Origin of the sequence: Bacillus tuaregi (assembly GCF_900104575.1) — a bacterium.
GTDB lineage: Bacteria > Bacillota > Bacilli > Bacillales > Cytobacillaceae > Bacillus_BD > Bacillus_BD tuaregi.
Map to the genome: position 1 here is coordinate 694,562 of NZ_LT629731.1, position 16,117 is coordinate 710,678.

The 16,117-nt window shown below is 42.4% G+C and carries 14 protein-coding genes; all 14 read left to right on the plus strand.

All coding sequences use genetic code 11. The features are described from left to right. Positions 1 to 25 precede the first annotated feature (25 nt). The 14 genes from BQ5321_RS05535 (at position 26) to BQ5321_RS05605 (ending at position 15,934) form a co-directional block, all read left to right on the plus strand. The gene (locus BQ5321_RS05535; protein WP_071393565.1) at positions 26 to 2,446 is read left to right on the plus strand and encodes a Lon protease family protein; all 2,421 of its coding nucleotides are present in this window, start codon (positions 26 to 28) and stop codon (positions 2,444 to 2,446) included. A gap of 20 nt (positions 2,447 to 2,466) precedes the next feature. Then, entirely contained in the window at positions 2,467 to 2,667 is a 201-nt protein-coding gene (locus BQ5321_RS05540; RefSeq protein WP_071393566.1) for a YjfB family protein, read from the plus strand. A 167-nt stretch (positions 2,668 to 2,834) separates the two neighbouring features. Continuing rightward, positions 2,835 to 3,212, plus strand: coding sequence for a flagellar protein FlaG (gene flaG, locus BQ5321_RS05545; RefSeq protein WP_071393567.1), 378 nt, complete (start codon positions 2,835 to 2,837; stop codon positions 3,210 to 3,212). Between the two features lie 30 nt (positions 3,213 to 3,242). Next, complete coding sequence (gene fliD, locus BQ5321_RS05550) at positions 3,243 to 5,354, plus strand: flagellar filament capping protein FliD (RefSeq protein ID WP_084786664.1); 2,112 nt, start codon at positions 3,243 to 3,245, stop codon at positions 5,352 to 5,354. Positions 5,355 to 5,380: 26 nt separating this feature from the next. Further along, positions 5,381 to 5,782, plus strand: coding sequence for a flagellar export chaperone FliS (gene fliS / locus BQ5321_RS05555; protein ID WP_071393569.1), 402 nt, complete (start codon positions 5,381 to 5,383; stop codon positions 5,780 to 5,782). Next, on the plus strand, positions 5,782 to 6,132 hold the full coding sequence (locus tag BQ5321_RS05560; RefSeq protein ID WP_071393570.1) for a flagellar protein FliT: 351 nt from the start codon (positions 5,782 to 5,784) through the stop codon (positions 6,130 to 6,132). Before fliS ends, BQ5321_RS05560 begins: the two co-directional genes overlap by 1 nt. A gap of 664 nt (positions 6,133 to 6,796) precedes the next feature. Continuing rightward, the gene (gene hpf, locus BQ5321_RS05565) at positions 6,797 to 7,348 is read left to right on the plus strand and encodes a ribosome hibernation-promoting factor, HPF/YfiA family (RefSeq protein WP_071393571.1); all 552 of its coding nucleotides are present in this window, start codon (positions 6,797 to 6,799) and stop codon (positions 7,346 to 7,348) included. A gap of 223 nt (positions 7,349 to 7,571) precedes the next feature. Next, on the plus strand, positions 7,572 to 7,808 hold the full coding sequence (locus BQ5321_RS05570) for a hypothetical protein (protein ID WP_071393572.1): 237 nt from the start codon (positions 7,572 to 7,574) through the stop codon (positions 7,806 to 7,808). Beyond that, positions 7,793 to 10,303 (plus strand): preprotein translocase subunit SecA, encoded by a 2,511-nt coding sequence (secA, locus tag BQ5321_RS05575; RefSeq protein ID WP_071393573.1) that lies wholly within the window; start codon positions 7,793 to 7,795, stop codon positions 10,301 to 10,303. Before BQ5321_RS05570 ends, secA begins: the two co-directional genes overlap by 16 nt. Before the next feature lie 295 nt (positions 10,304 to 10,598). Then, a protein-coding gene (gene prfB / locus BQ5321_RS05585; protein ID WP_139187761.1) for a peptide chain release factor 2 occupies positions 10,599 to 11,700 on the plus strand; the annotation gives its coding sequence in 2 pieces (ribosomal slippage) (positions 10,599 to 10,670 and positions 10,672 to 11,700; 1,101 coding nt in all). 316 nt (positions 11,701 to 12,016) lie between these two features. Further along, positions 12,017 to 12,367 carry a cytochrome c551 gene (cccB, locus tag BQ5321_RS05590; protein WP_071393576.1) on the plus strand — a complete coding sequence of 117 codons (351 nt, stop codon included), beginning with the start codon at positions 12,017 to 12,019 and terminating at the stop codon, positions 12,365 to 12,367. 581 nt (positions 12,368 to 12,948) lie between these two features. Further along, positions 12,949 to 13,635, plus strand: coding sequence for a cell division ATP-binding protein FtsE (ftsE, locus tag BQ5321_RS05595; protein WP_071393577.1), 687 nt, complete (start codon positions 12,949 to 12,951; stop codon positions 13,633 to 13,635). Next, the gene (ftsX, locus tag BQ5321_RS05600; protein WP_071393578.1) at positions 13,625 to 14,518 is read left to right on the plus strand and encodes a permease-like cell division protein FtsX; all 894 of its coding nucleotides are present in this window, start codon (positions 13,625 to 13,627) and stop codon (positions 14,516 to 14,518) included. The genes ftsE and ftsX overlap by 11 nt, the downstream gene beginning before the upstream one ends. Before the next feature lie 129 nt (positions 14,519 to 14,647). Continuing rightward, the gene (locus tag BQ5321_RS05605; protein WP_234978360.1) at positions 14,648 to 15,934 is read left to right on the plus strand and encodes a murein hydrolase activator EnvC family protein; all 1,287 of its coding nucleotides are present in this window, start codon (positions 14,648 to 14,650) and stop codon (positions 15,932 to 15,934) included. Positions 15,935 to 16,117: the final 183 nt, after the last annotated feature.

The window sequence follows — 16,117 nt, forward strand, 5'->3', positions numbered from 1 at the left end:
GAAACAAGAATGTGAGGGATGCTTTATGAACCATGAGGATTATGAAAATGTTCTATCTGTTCACCGTGTGCCGATTTCAAAACTCCGAACAGAGTTTGATTCCAATACCTTCTCCTTTGAAACGACTGAGGCTTTGGAACAGCTGCCAAATGAGATGATTGGACAAGTAAGGGCGGAGCAGGCGATGGAATTTGGCTTGTCTGTCGAGCAGACCGGCTATAATCTGTTTGTTGTTGGACCGGCTGGGACTGGTAGGATGACCTATACACAGGACAGCGTGGCGAAAATGGCGGCTAAGCGCGTCACACCGAATGATTGGTGCTATGTTTATAACTTTGATAACCCAGATCGTCCGCTTGTCATTTCCTTTCCAACCGGTGAGGGTCAGCAATTTCAACGTGAAATCGAGATTTTACTAATCGACATTCAACGGGAAATCCGCTCGGCTTTTTCCAGTGAAATGTTCGAGAAGAAAAAGCGGACCATTCTCGAGGAATTTCGGTCAAGCATTGATGAGCTTTGGGCTAAAGCAGATACCTATGCGTTCGAGCATTCGGTGAAAATTGAACGCACCCATGCGGGAATCAATACAATTCCGCTCTTGTTCGGCCGCCCGATTCAGGTTCAGGAATTTGAGAAAATGCCTGATGAAACAAAGGATATGATTAAGGAGAACGAAAAAAACGTCGAGGAAAAAATCCAGGAAACCGTCTATCAAATCCGAAAAATGGATGAACAGCTTCGGAAAAACGTCCAGCAGTTTATGAAGCAAACCACAGTCAACGCTGTTGAAGGCTTATTCCTGCCGCTTCGTGAAAAATATACCGAGCATCAAAAGGTCCTCCTCTATTTAGACGCCTATTTACGTGATGTGGTCGAGCATTACTCCTTTTTCACCGATCAGGAAGAGGAAAATCAACTGATGAGTGCGTTAACGGGTTCCAAGGAGCAGCAGCTTCATCGCTATACCGTTAACCTGTTTGTCAATAATCGGCAGTGCAAGGGGGCGCCGGTTATTTACGAAACCAATCCAAGCTACCATAATTTATTCGGTAAAGTAGAATACAGGGGTGCCTTTGGCAGCTATGTGACGGATTTTACATTTGTCAAACCAGGTGTCCTGCATTTGGCCAATGGAGGCTACCTCATTCTGCAGGCAACAGAGCTATTGCAGCAGCCGAATGCCTGGGTTCTGTTAAAAAGGGCACTGCAAACAGGAAATATTCAAATTGAAAATCCATATGAAGACCGGAGTGTTTTTCCAACGAGCGGGATTAAGCCTGAGCCGATTCCGCTCAATATTAAGGTCATTATTATCGGTTCTTACTATCTATATGATTTGCTCTCCACAGTGGACGAGGATTTTCATAAGCTTTTCAAGGTAAAAGTAGAATTTGATACGGTCATGAAAAAGGATGAGGAAAACAGCCAGAAAATGGCTCGCTTTATTAAAAATTATGGCGACAAGCATGGGCTGCTGCCTTTCCATCGCAGGGCTGTGGCAAAAATCATTGATTACAGCTCCCGTTTAGTTGAGGAGCAATCCAAGCTGACCACGCGGTTTCAAGAAATCACGAAGGTGCTGGTGGAATCCAGCTATTGGGCGAAGAAGGATGAGCAGGACTTTGTCGATGAACAGCATATCCATAAGGCGCTGATTGAAAAAATGAACCGCTCCAATCATGTATCAGAAAAGTATCGGGAATTGATTCATAATGGTACGATTATGGTGGATACAGACGGATTTCGAATTGGACAAATCAATGGTTTGGCGGTAATGGGAACTAGAGATTCGATTTTTGGTATTCCGACGAAAATCACCGCTCAAACCTTTGTTGGCAAAAGTGGGATTATGAATATCGAAAGAGAGGCGGCACTTAGTGGACAAATTCACAGCAAGGGTCTGATGATCCTAACCGGCTTCCTTTCCGGTGAATTTGCGAAAAACCGCCCGATTCCACTCTCAGCCAGTATTACGTTTGAGCAAACCTACTCACCGATTGACGGCGACAGCGCTTCAAGCACCGAGCTTTATGTGCTGCTCTCCTCTCTGTCAGAGGTACCGATTAACCAGGGCATTGCCGTAACAGGCTCTGTTAACCAATGGGGAGAAATCCAGCCCATTGGCGGTGTGAATGAAAAAATTGAAGGCTTTTACCATATCTGTAAAGAAAAAGGGCTGACCGGCAAGCAGGGTGTGATGATTCCGGTACAGAATGTGAAGAATCTCATGCTGGATATCGAGGTCGTCGATGCGGTGAAAAAAGGAAAGTTCCATATATGGTCTGTCAGCCATATTGCCGAAGGAATGGAAATCTTAACCGGTGTTAGTGCCGGAAATATCCGAGATGCTAACGGAGAATATCCGTCCGAGACGATTTTTTCAAAGGTAGAAGGCCGGTTTAACAAAATGTATGAAGCAGCAAGAGAAACCAAAAAATCATAGTGTAAAAGGATGATAGCATAATGGATATTGCAGCTATGTCAATGGCGCTGAGCCAGGGACAGTTGAGCCAACAGGTATCACTGAGCCTGATGAAGCAGGTGATGGATCAGGCGGAGGGAAATGCTGATTTCATCAACAAGATGATGAGTCCACATGCAGTAAAGGCCCTGGAGCTGAAAGCACAGCCCCATTTGGGCGGGAATATCGATATAAAAGGATAGATAAAAGTTGAAAAAGTCTGAGTGGACTAGGACTCAGGCTTTTTCATTTTTTGACACCGACACCCATTTCCTTAAGAACCTTATAAATTCTGCTTTCTTTCTATTAAAAATTTCTAGCTATTGCCGATATAAAGGGTAGCAAGTGAATTGTATAGGAGTGAAATTCTATGAATATTGAGCGGTTGCCGAATCTAACTAATCCTAATCCTTCTAATGCATCAAGAGTAAAGCCGGTAGAAAAAACTCAGCCCGCCCAACCGGTTGAAGAGCTTTTGAAAAAAATGGATCAACAGCAGCAAGAATCCAAGCTAGTAGAGATAGATAAGGAAAAAATGGAGGAGGTTGTGAAGGGGTTAAATGAATTTATTCAGCCTGTCAGCACCTCAATCCGCTTCGAACTTCACGATAAATTGCACGATTACTATGTAACGATTGTTGATGATAAAACAGATGAAGTAATTAGAGAAATTCCATCAAAAAAGCTGCTGGACACCTATGCCAACATGCTGGAGTTTGTCGGATTGCTCGTAGATAAAAAGATTTAAACGTTTAAAGAGATATAGAGGTGAATGAATATGGTGCGAATCAGTGGATTAGCGAGCGGAATGGATATTGATTCCATTGTGGCCGACATGATGAAAATCAAGCGAATGCCGCTCGACAAGCTCAAGCAGCAAAAGCAAACAATGGAATGGCAGCGTGACGATTATCGCGAAATGAACACATTGCTACTCAACTTCCGTTCGGAATTAACACAAATGAAGCTATCGACAAGATACCGAACAAGGACCACGACTACGACAGATGATTCGAGAGTGACGGCAACAGCTTCAAGTGCTGCGGCGCTTTCTTCGTATTCGATATCAAATGTTAAACAATTAGCGAGTGCAGAAACTAGAATTAATACAGGAAGCATCTCCAAGACGGGTAAATCTTTTGAAGCTAACAAAAGTATGTTCTCGCAAATGGATGCATTAGATGCAGAAACTTTCACTTGGAATACAGGGGCAGTTTCAAGTAAAACAATAGATGTCAAAACAGCGAATAATACGTTTAAATTAGAGGATGATACTGCTAAAACTTCATCGATTAGCACTTGGAGTGTAAGAGTAAATGGAATAGGCTATAAAGTGGTAGCCAGTGATTCAAACGATCTTAAATTAAATGAAAATGAAGTACAAATCAAAACAACTGGAGAAATGGTTTTCGGGAAAACATTAGCTGCAAATAGTACTGTAAAGGTTGATTATGTTGCTAATAATCGTACAGATAAAATTAGTATATCTTCAGATAGCGCAACAATAAAGTTAAGTAAAGGTGCTATTAATAATATAGTAGACAATAAGATTACATTAAAAACAATTAATGATGGAGTTGAAGCCGAACCTATTATTTTACAGATAAGTAATGAAGTTAATGATAAAGGTTTATATACAATAAAAAATGGCGATGACACTGTCGGCAAATTAAATAAGGAAACTGGTGAGATTACATTAGAAGGTAAGATGCCAAGACCTGATAAAAATTCAAAAACAACCATGTCACTTGAGGTTACTTACGACCATAATTATAAAGCCTTTTCTATTGATACCCATACTTCAAAAGGGGAAAGACATGATTTCTTCCTTATATCTGCTAGTGACTCTCTGAATTCCGTAATTAATCAAGTGAATACGTCTAGCGTTGGTGTTAACATGTTTTTTGATTCAGTTACTGGCAGAATGACAATGACCAGAAATGAGACAGGTGATTTTAACTCTGATGAAAATAAATCAGATATAAGTTTTACTGGTACCTTTATGAATGATGTGCTTAAATTTAGAAATTCTGAGACAGTAGTTAAAGGTCAAAATGCAAAATTCACAATCAATGGTTTAGAAACCGAACGTGATTCCAACACCTTCGCCATCAACGGAGTCACGTTCACCCTAAAACAAACCTTTAATGAAACTGAAGATAAAACTGCTCCACCCGTAACCATCGCGATCAACAACAACAACGATGCGATCTTTGAAAATATCAAAGGCTTCATCGATAAATACAATGAGCTAATCGGGAAAATTCAAGAAAAAACGCAGCAGGAGCGGTACAAGAGCTATACGCCGCTGACGGATGAGCAGCGCGAGCAGCTGTCGGACAAGCAGCAGGAGCAGTGGGAGGAGAAGGCGAAGAGTGGTCTTCTTAGAAGGGATCAGACCCTGACAAGCCTGCTTTCCTCGATGCGAATGGATTTTTACGGAAAAGTAGAGTCCGAGAAGATCAATCCAATCTACAGTCAGCTTGCCAGCATTGGCATTAAGACAACCGCTAACTACCTGGAAGGCGGAAAGCTTGAAATCAATGAAGCCGAGCTGAAAAAGGCAATTGAGGAGGACCCACAATCCATCGAAGCATTATTCAATGCATCCGGTACAACAAATGGACAAAAAGGGATTGCCCAGCGCCTTTACGATACAGTCGGCAGAACGATGGATATCCTAAATGAAAAAGCAGGAAAAGCCTTTTCCACAAACAATCAATTTACGATTGGTAAGCAGCTGAACAGTATCGATGATCAAATCGACAGTCTCGAGGACAGAATGAAGGCTTTAGAGGACCGCTACTATAGACAATTTACCGCGATGGAAAAAGCCATCCAAAGTGCCAACCAGCAATCGGCCTATATTATGCAGAACTTTTTCAATTAATGGAGCAATAGAAAGGAAGTACTAAAATGGCAGTTCAAAACCCGTATCAATCCTATAAGCAGAATTCTGTGAACACCGCTTCACCGGGGGAATTAACGCTTATGCTCTATAACGGATGCATTAAATTTATTCGCTTTGGCAGAAAAGCGATGGAAGAAAATCAGATTGAGGAAAAAAACACGAACCTCCTCAAGGCACAGAAAATTATCCAAGAGCTGATGGTGACATTAAATATGGATATCCCTGTTTCTCAAAACATGATGTCTCTATATGATTATTTGCACCGTCGCTTGATTGAAGCCAATACAAAAAATGATCCAGCGATTTTAGATGAAGTGGAGGGCTTTGTCACAGAATTCCGTGATACCTGGAAGGAAGTCATTCAAGTGAATCGGCAGAAGAAATATGCTGAAGGCGGTCAAATCTAGTGAGCGCCGTAAAGGATTACTATTTGATCACGGTAGAATTAATAAAACTACTTCAAAACGAGCAGTCTAATGACCGGGAAGCTAAAATGGCGAAAATCGAAGAGCTATTAGAAAAAAGGGCGGGTTTCATGCAAGGGATGAAGCCCCCTTTTTCACCAGAGGAACAGGAGACAGGCAAGCAGCTTGTTCTGCTGGAAAAAAAGCTGGCATTGCTCTTGGATCATCTAAAAGAGGCGATCAAAAGAGATCTTGTCACACTCAATAAGAAGAAGCAATCGCAAACAAAATACCATAATCCGTACGAATCCCTTTCCACAGCTGATGGCGTCTTTTACGATAAAAAAAATTAAGGCTGTGTTAAAGTACATGGTTGATTTTTAGCAGGTTGATTGTAGTGGAAGGTACGCAGACTCCCGCGGGAGAAGCGAGGCAGTCGAGACCCCGCTAGAACAAAGTGGCGAGGAGGCTCGGCGGTCGCCCGCAGGAAAGCGAAGTGCCTGGAACGAAAATCAACACTCATGTTTAAAATAGCCAAAATTAAAAATAACTTTGTTATCTAGTGTGAGATTTATCTCTTTTAACATCATTCAGCAAAAGTCTTCCACTTCTACAAGTGGAGGATGAAGGCAAATGGTACTTCGATTCAGTGGGGGTTCAAACCCCGGCTGAATGAAGTTAAGCCTCCGGCGGATGTCACGGATTTTTTAAGGGAGTTTATCGAGCGAACTCGATAAAAATCCGGACGCAAATTCGACGGGCGAATTTGATTTGCCTATCAGCCCTGTTATTCCTGCTATTCTACAAAAATGTCACTTTTTCGACATATTTTTAAAAAAATAACTGATTTAGCAGGAGATTGGAAGGGCAACATAGAAATATAATCCTATAAGAAATTAAAAACACACACAACGGCAATTTCTAAGGTTATAATACTGATAAAGGTAGGAATAAAACGCTTACCTTTACAAATAACTTTGGCATTGCCGAAAGTGAAAGAAAAGGAGGAGTTCACTTATGAACTACAACATTCGTGGTGAAAACATTGAGGTAACTCCAGCGATAAGAGAGTATGTTGAGAAGAAAATCAGCCGTCTTGAAAAATACTTTACAGAGACACCTAAAGCAAACGTAAATGTTAACCTAAAAGTATACAATGATAAAAAGGCAAAGGTTGAAGTTACCATTCCAATGCAAAACCTAGTGTTACGTGCCGAGGAAGTAAATGAAGACATGTATGCCGGAATTGACCTCATTACTGACAAGCTTGAGCGCCAAATCCGTAAACATAAAACAAAGGTAAACCGTAAATTCCGTGAAAAGGGCGGAATTAATACATTATTTAATGTAACGACTGAACCAGGTGAGCCAGTCGTTGAGGACGACAATGAGCTTGAGGTTGTTCGTCAAAAAAGCTTTGACTTAAAACCAATGGACAACGAAGAAGCGATTCTTCAAATGAACATGCTTGGTCACAGCTTCTACGTCTTCACAAATGCTGAAACAAACCGTACAAACGTTGTGTACAAGCGTAAAGACGGACGTTATGGCTTAATCGAAGCTCATTAAGACTCGAAGGATAAGTGAAATCCGATTCTAAGAACTTACAACGCAGCTCTTCCAAACAAGGGCTGCGTTTTCCTATCTTCAATGAGGCTAGCGAAGTGCCTGGAACGAAATCAACTACAACATTAACCCCAAACCATCTATCCTAAATCAGCCAAGACATATTTCTTCATCTGTAATATCCATCTTGCATAAGTTGTCACTATCCAATGGAAGTGGTAAGATAATGAAGGAAATTAGCGGTTTTTATTGGGAGGATTCGGTATCTAAAAAGCGAATCTTTTTTCATTCAAATAAAAAAGTTAAACAACAGGTCTATGAAGGAAGCAGGCGGATCCAACACCGCCGTTGCATAAAGGAAGCAGGAGTTCCAATACAATGCTTTCTAAATGGAAGTAACAGCACCAACCCCGTGCTTCCTCATGAAACAAATAAAGGAGCGTTTGTATGGCTGGGATTTTAAGTAAAGTATTTGACCCGAATAAGCGGGAGTTGAAACGCCTCACGAAAATGACGGAGAAGGTTGTGGCTCTTGCGTCTGATATGGAAAAGCTTTCGGATGACGAGCTGCGCGGCAAGACAGAGGAATTCAAGGCTCGTTATCAGGGCGGAGAATCCCTTGATGATTTATTATATGAAGCGTTTGCTGTTGTGCGTGAAGGAGCCAAACGGGTTCTTGGCATGTTTCCATATCCTGTTCAAATCATGGGAGGGATTTCCCTTCATGAAGGAAATATCTCTGAAATGAAAACAGGGGAAGGGAAGACGTTAACGTCAACCATGCCTGTTTACTTAAATGCCATAACAGGAAAAGGCGTTCACGTCGTAACCGTCAACGAATATTTGGCAAGCCGAGATGCCAGCGAAATGGGCCAGCTCTATACATTCCTTGGACTGACAGTGGGATTAAACCTGAACAGTCTTTCAAAGGAAGACAAACAGGCCGCCTATGCCTGTGATATCACCTATAGCACTAATAATGAGCTGGGCTTCGATTATTTACGTGATAACATGGTTCTGTATAAAGAGCAAAAGGTACAGCGTCCGCTGCATTTTGCCGTGATTGACGAGGTCGACTCGATTCTGATTGATGAGGCTCGTACGCCGTTAATTATTTCCGGCTCTGCACAGAAATCAACGCAGCTATACATTCAAGCCAATGCGTTTGTCCGCACACTTGTGAAGGAAGAGGATTTTACCTATGATGAAAAAACAAAAGGGGTCCAATTAACTGAGAGCGGGATGACAAAGGCTGAACGTGCTTTTGGGATTGAGAACCTGTTTGATATTCGTCATGTTGCGCTTAACCACCATATTACCCAAGCGCTAAAGGCTCATTCTAGCATGCACCGTGATGTTGACTATGTCGTGCAGGACGGAGAAATTATTATTGTTGACCAATTTACCGGTCGTCTCATGAAGGGGCGTCGTTATAGTGATGGTCTGCACCAGGCGATTGAAGCAAAGGAAGCCCTTGAAATTCAAAATGAGAGCATGACCCTTGCGACGATTACCTTCCAGAACTATTTCCGGATGTATGAAAAATTGTCAGGTATGACAGGTACAGCCAAAACAGAGGAAGAGGAATTCCGTAACATTTATAATATGAACGTTATTGTGATTCCAACGAACCTGCCGATTGCTCGTGATGACAGAGCCGATTTAATCTATGCCAGCATGGACGGGAAATTCCGTGCTGTTGTGGAGGATATTGCTGAGCGTCATCAAAATGGTCAGCCTGTCCTTGTAGGTACGGTTGCAATTGAAACGTCAGAGCTGATTTCCCGCTATTTAACGAAAAAAGGGATTAAGCATAACGTCCTTAACGCGAAGAACCATGAGCGTGAAGCAGAAATCATTCTTAATGCCGGACAGCCTGGTGTCGTTACGATTGCGACTAATATGGCTGGTCGTGGTACAGACATTAAGCTTGGTGAAGGTGTGAAGGAGGCTGGCGGTCTTGCTGTAATCGGAACAGAGCGCCATGAGAGCCGTCGGATTGATAACCAGCTACGTGGACGTTCAGGCCGTCAAGGAGACCCTGGTGTCACACAGTTCTATCTTTCCATGGAAGATGAATTGATGCGCCGCTTTGGCTCTGACAATATGAAGGCGATGATGGAAAAGCTGGGCATGGATGATACCCAGCCAATTCAAAGCAAAATGGTGTCAAAAGCGGTTGAATCTGCGCAAAGACGAGTGGAAGGGAACAACTTTGATGCCCGGAAGCAGCTTTTACAATATGATGATGTCCTGCGTCAGCAGCGTGAAATTATTTACGCTCAGCGTAATGATGTGTTAGAATCAGAAAATCTCCGCAGTATTGTCGAGAATATGATTCAAGCCGCCTTATCACGGAATGTAGCGATTCATCTGACAAGCGGAGACAATCCGGAGGATAAGGATTACCAAGCACTCTTAGATTATATCAACGGTAATCTTTTAGCAGAGGGCGATATCACACTGGATGATCTTCATGGCAAGGACAGCCAGGAAATTATCGAGTTCGTATTAGCAAAGGTACAAGGTAAATATAATGCAAAAGAAGAACAGCTGGGTGAAGCGCAAATGCGTGAGTTTGAAAAGGTCATTGTTCTAAGAGCGGTTGATTCGAAATGGATGGATCATATCGACACAATGGACCAGCTGCGTCAGGGAATTCATTTGCGTGCCTACGGTCAGGTCAATCCGCTTCGTGAATACCAGCAGGAAGGCTTTGCAATGTTCGAGGCCATGGTTGAAGCGATTGAAGAAGATGTGGCGAAGTATGTGATGAAGGCAGAAATTCGCAACAACCTTCAGCGTGAGGAGGTTGCCAAGGGGCAGGCTGTCAATCCGAAGGAAGACGGAGAAGTCAAGAAAAAGCCGGTTGTGAAAAAGAATATCATCAAGCGTAATGATCCGTGCCCATGCGGCAGCGGTAAAAAATATAAAAATTGTCATGGATTGTTGGAGTAGTCCAGTCCATCCATGATGTTGCTGCATAACAAAGTCTATTGTGAATAGACTTTGTTATGTCTGTTTTTTGGGTGTCTACTTAACTTCATTCAGCGAAAGTCCTCCACTTCTACAAGTGGAGGATGAAGGCAAATGGTACTTAGATTCAGTGGGGTTCAAACCCCGGCTGAATGAAGTTAGGCCTCCGGCGGATGTCACGGATTTTTTAAAGGTAGTTTATCGAGCGAGCTCGATAAAAATCCGGACGCAAATTCGACGGGCGAATTTGATTAACTATTGTTTCGAGGTGAAGGTAATGGAATTAGCGGAGATTCGTAATGAATTAGAAAAAACAGCTAAAAAATTAGCGGACTTTAGGGGGTCTCTTTGACTTAGAGAACAAAGAGGCGCGTATTGCCGAGCTGGATGAGGTGATGCTTCAGCCGGGATTTTGGGATGATCAGCAGCAGGCACAGGGTGTTATCAATGAATCCAATGCCTTAAAGGATCAGGTCAATGAGTTTCATGGTCTTTATGAAATTTATGAAAATCTGGAGCTGACCTATGAGCTTGTGAAAGAAGAGCCGGATGATGAACTTCAAGCGGAATTAGAAGATGAAATTGGGACACTTGCGGAGCGCCTGGCACAATTTGAGCTACAGCTTCTGTTAAGTGAGCCATATGATAAAAATAATGCGATTCTCGAGCTTCACCCTGGTGCGGGCGGTACAGAATCACAGGACTGGGGCTCCCAGCTTTTACGTATGTATACACGTTGGGCTGAGAAAAAGGGCTTTAAGGTGGAAACGCTCGATTATCTGCCTGGTGATGAGGCTGGAATTAAGAGTGTCACGCTTGCGATTAAAGGTCACAACGCCTATGGCTATTTAAAGGCTGAAAAAGGTGTACACCGTCTCGTGCGAATTTCACCGTTTGATGCTTCAGGTCGTCGCCATACATCGTTTGTTTCATGTGAAGTGATGCCTGAGTTCAATGATGATATTGAAATTGATGTTCGGACAGAGGATTTGAAGGTGGACACGTATCGTGCCAGCGGTGCCGGCGGTCAGCATATCAATAAAACAGAATCCGCGATTCGGATTACCCATCTTCCAACAGGCATTGTCGTAACCTGTCAATCGGAGCGTTCACAGATTAAAAACCGTGAGTCAGCGATGAAAATGCTGAAATCAAAGCTGTATCAGCTGGAAATTGATAAAAAGGAAGAGCAGCTGGCTGAAATCCGTGGCGAGCAAAAGGATATCGGCTGGGGCAGCCAAATCCGTTCCTACGTTTTCCATCCGTATTCGATGGTAAAAGATCACCGCACCAACACAGAAATTGGAAATGTGAATGCCGTCATGGATGGCGATATTGATGAATTTATCAACGCTTATCTCCGTTCGAAGATTTCCTAATTATTAATTGGTTTGTAATATTTGGTAATATTATCGTAATCAAACAGACCTTTGTCCATGGGGAGGACGAAGGTCTGTTTTTATTATTAATAGATTTTATTAATAATATAATTTTTATAAAAATAATGAAGTGGATATTAAACTTCTTTACTAGTTAAAAATAATTCACAAATTTGAAACAAATGACACAAAACCTTCATACTATTGGACTTTTCGCAAAAAGCAACCATAAAAGAAGATTAGAAATAGTTTTAAAAGAAAATGATTATGCTATAATATATCTGAATTATGTAGTCATTTCAAAGGGGGATCTAGCATGAAGTTTAAGGGGAAACTAGCAGCCCTGTTAGTGGGTTCTGCACTTGTACTTGCAGCCTGTGGCGGCGGGGATGAAGAAGCATCAACAAGCACATCTAATGATAGTGCTTCAACCACAACGGATACAGCAAGTGCGAACGGTGAGAAAATTTTCAATCAAAAGTGCTCAAGCTGTCATGGGATGAATCTTGAAGGTGGAGTGGGACCTGAATTAACAACAGTCGGCTCCAAAATGTCACAGGAAGACATTGAAACCTTAGTTAAGGATGGAAAAGGCGCCATGCCTCCAGGCTTAATTGATGGTGAAGATTTAACGGCTGTTGCAGAATGGCTGGCAGCTAAACAGTAATTTTTGTCTATCTAAGGGGGCCGATCACGCTAAGATGTGTTCACATTGTCTGTGTGAGAAGCTACCCTTATTTCGGGTTGTTCATCTCCTTCTTTTTAGCTACTAAATGGGAATATCTTTAACTTCATTCAGCAGAAGTCCTCCACTTCTACAAGTGGGGGATGAATGCAAATGGTTCTTCGATTCAGTGGGGGTTCAAACCCCAGCTGAATGAAGTTAAGCCTCCGGCGGATGTCACGGATTTTTTAAAGGTAGTTTATCGAGCGAGCTCGATAAAAATCCGGACGCAAATTCGACGGGGCGAATTTGATTAAAACACTCCTTTTATCCTGTACATTGCATAAATTACCAACCTATCTTCTTCTCCTCATAAAAATCCATGATGTGTCTTTATTTTACAAGCATAAACCTCCGTTAAACGACATTTTTTTCACCGTGAAAAGAAACTGTAATATTTTTAACACTATTTTTGCTGGATTATGATGTTATAATGGTGTGTGTGAGAAAAACATAAATATTTTGTAGAAAAATGTCGACAGACTTTTCTGTTTTTTTCAACACAAAAAACTTTGGGTGATAACATGATAGAAATGGAAGATGTTTTTAAGAAGTATCCTAACGGGGTAGTTGCAGCCAATGGGATTACCGTTTCCATTAAGCAAGGTGAATTTGTCTATGTCGTAGGACCTAGTGGTGCAGGTAAATCTACGTTTATAAAAATGATGTATCGCGAAGAAGTTCCAACAAGAGGAACGATTATGATTAATGGTGTCAATCTGGAAAAGTTAAAAGCAAACAAGGTTCCGATGCTGCGCCGTCAAATTGGCGTTGTATTCCAGGACTTCAAGCTGCTTCCGACCTTGACGGTTTTTGAAAATGTCGCCTTTGCGATGGAGGTTATTGAAGCCCAGCCGGAGGACATTAAGCGGCGGGTGATGGAAGTGTTGACACTTGTAGGCTTAAAGCATAAGGCGAGGATGCTGCCATCAGAGCTATCGGGTGGGGAGCAGCAGCGTGTCTCGATTGCCCGATCGATTGTGAACAAGCCTAAGGTGGTCATTGCCGATGAGCCGACAGGAAACCTGGACCCGGATACATCCTGGGAGATTATGAAAATTTTTGAAGAAATTAATATGAGTGGGACAACCGTTGTCATGGCCACACATAATCGTGATATTGTTAACGCGATTAAGCATCGGGTCATTGCCATCGAAAATGGTATGATTGCCCGTGACGAACTGAGAGGTGATTACGGTTATGAAGGCTAGTACACTTCGCCGCCATGTGAGAGAAAGCTTTAAGAGCTTAGGAAGAAATGGTTGGATGATGTTTGCATCGGTCAGTGCAGTCACCATCACGCTTCTCTTGGTTGGGGTCTTTTTCGTTATTATGCTGAACCTTAATAATGTGGCAAAAAGTATCGAAGAGGACGTTGAAATCCGTGTCCATATTGATGTTGCGGCAACAAAAGAAGAACAGACGGTATTAAAGAGTGAAATAGAAAAGCTGCCCGAGGTGGAAAGTGTTAAATTTTCCCCTAAGGAAGACGAGCTTGATAATCTGATTACCAGCTTAGGTGAAGAGGGAGAAGCCTTTACATTATTTGAACAGGATAATCCGCTTAACGACGTATTTGTCGTAAAAACGAAAAACCCAACAGATACCATGAAAGCGGCTAAGCAGATTGAAAAAATGCACTTCGCTTCAAAGGTAAAATATGGACAGGGCAGTGTTGAGAAGATTTTTGAAGTCACGAGCATCAGTCGAAACATTGGTCTTATTCTAGTCATCGGACTCTTGTTTACGGCCATGTTCTTAATCTCCAATACGATAAAGATTACAATTTTTGCAAGAAGAAAAGAAATCGAAATTATGAAGCTTGTAGGAGCGACAAACGGATTTATCCGCTGGCCGTTTTTCCTTGAAGGACTATGGCTTGGATTGCTAGGCTCTATTGTCCCCATTATTGTTGTTGGAATCAGCTATTACTATGCCCACGGCTATTTATCACAGAAGCTTACAGGGAATTTCATTCAACTATTAGAATTTAGCCCGTTTATTTATCAGATATCGGCCCTGTTAATTCTATTAGGGGCACTAATTGGGGTTTGGGGAAGCCTGATGTCTGTTCGAAAGTTCTTAAAAGTATAAGAATGTATGAAGGGAACAAGCAGGACTTGTTCCTCCCTACATATTAAATCCATCTCACTATTGATGGATTTTACTATCTTACTAGAATAAGAGAAACATAACTTGCCTGGTAGAGAGGAGAAATCACAATTGAAGAAAACCATCATGACATTATCCATTGCAGCTTCAGTTGGACTGGGTACAGCTTTTACAGGAATTCCAGCCGGGACCGTTTCGGCGGAATCAATCAGCGAACTACAAAAGAAGAGTCAAGAGATTCAAAGTAAGCAGGAAGGCGTCCAGAATGAAATTAATCAGACGGAGGCCCAACTGAATGAAATCAGTGCTGAAAAGGCGCAAATCAATGCAGAGATTAATAGAATTGATTTGGCGATTGGTGATACAACAACGAAAATCATAGAAAAAAACCAGCAGATTGATGAAAAGAATGCTGAAATTACTCAGCTTAATAAAGAAATAGACGGCTTGAAAGAGCGAATTGAAACTAGAAATAAATTATTAAAAGACCGAGCGCGCTCCTATCAGGAAAGCGGCGGTATGGTTAGCTATATTCAAGTGCTCGTAGGAGCTGAAAGCTTTTCTGACTTCATCGATCGTGTGGGAGCGGTCGCGGTTATTTTAGAAGCCGACCAGGACATTCTTGCACAGCATAAAGCAGATAAAGCGGCACTTGAGCAAAAACAGGCCAAGCTTGAAAAGGATTTAAGTGAGCTTGAGGCGATGCGTGCAGAGCTTGCAGAGCTGCAGGCAGGTTTAAATGTGCAAAAGGAAGAGAAAAATCAATTAATGACCTCGCTTCTTCAGGAAGAAGCACAGGTGAACGAGTTAAAAATGAGTCTTGAGGAACAAAACGAGAACCTGGCTGCCCAGGATGCAGCGGTGCAAAAGGCGATTGAGCTAGAGCAGCAGAGACAGGCTGAGCTTCGAAAACAGCAGGAGGCTGCCGCTTCATCAAGAGGCACATCAAATGGAGGCTCTGGTGGTGCTGTATCAACGATTCCAGTTTCATCCGGAACCTTCACTAGACCAGCAGCCGGTAGTATTACATCAGGCTTTGGCTGGCGCAGCTTTAATGGCGGCGGCTTCCACTACGGTGTGGACATCGCTAAGGCTGGCAGTGTGCCAATTGTTGCCGCAGCGGACGGCGTTGTTTCTAGATCCTATTCATCGTCATCGTACGGTGAAACGATTATGATTACCCATATTATTGACGGACAAACCTACACAACAGTTTATGCGCATCTGAGCAGCCGTTCAGTTGGAAACCTTGTCCCTGTCTCTAAAGGGCAGGTCATCGGCTATATGGGCAACACCGGCGATTCCTATGGTCAGCACTTACACTTCGAGCTTCACCGTGGCGGTTGGAATGCAGCGAAATCGAACGCAATTAATCCAGTTGGAATTGTCCCATTGTAAAAAGGATAGATTGCTAGCTTCAGATAAAAACGGAAGAGTGCTGAATGAACAGCTCTTCCGTTTTTTTTGTGCGTTTATGGAAGGAAATGTAAAAGCGCGGATAAGTGGTCTAAAACCGCGGATATCCGCTACACGGTGGTGAGAGTTCCGTAAAAACGTATATTTCCTGCTGAATTTTATGGT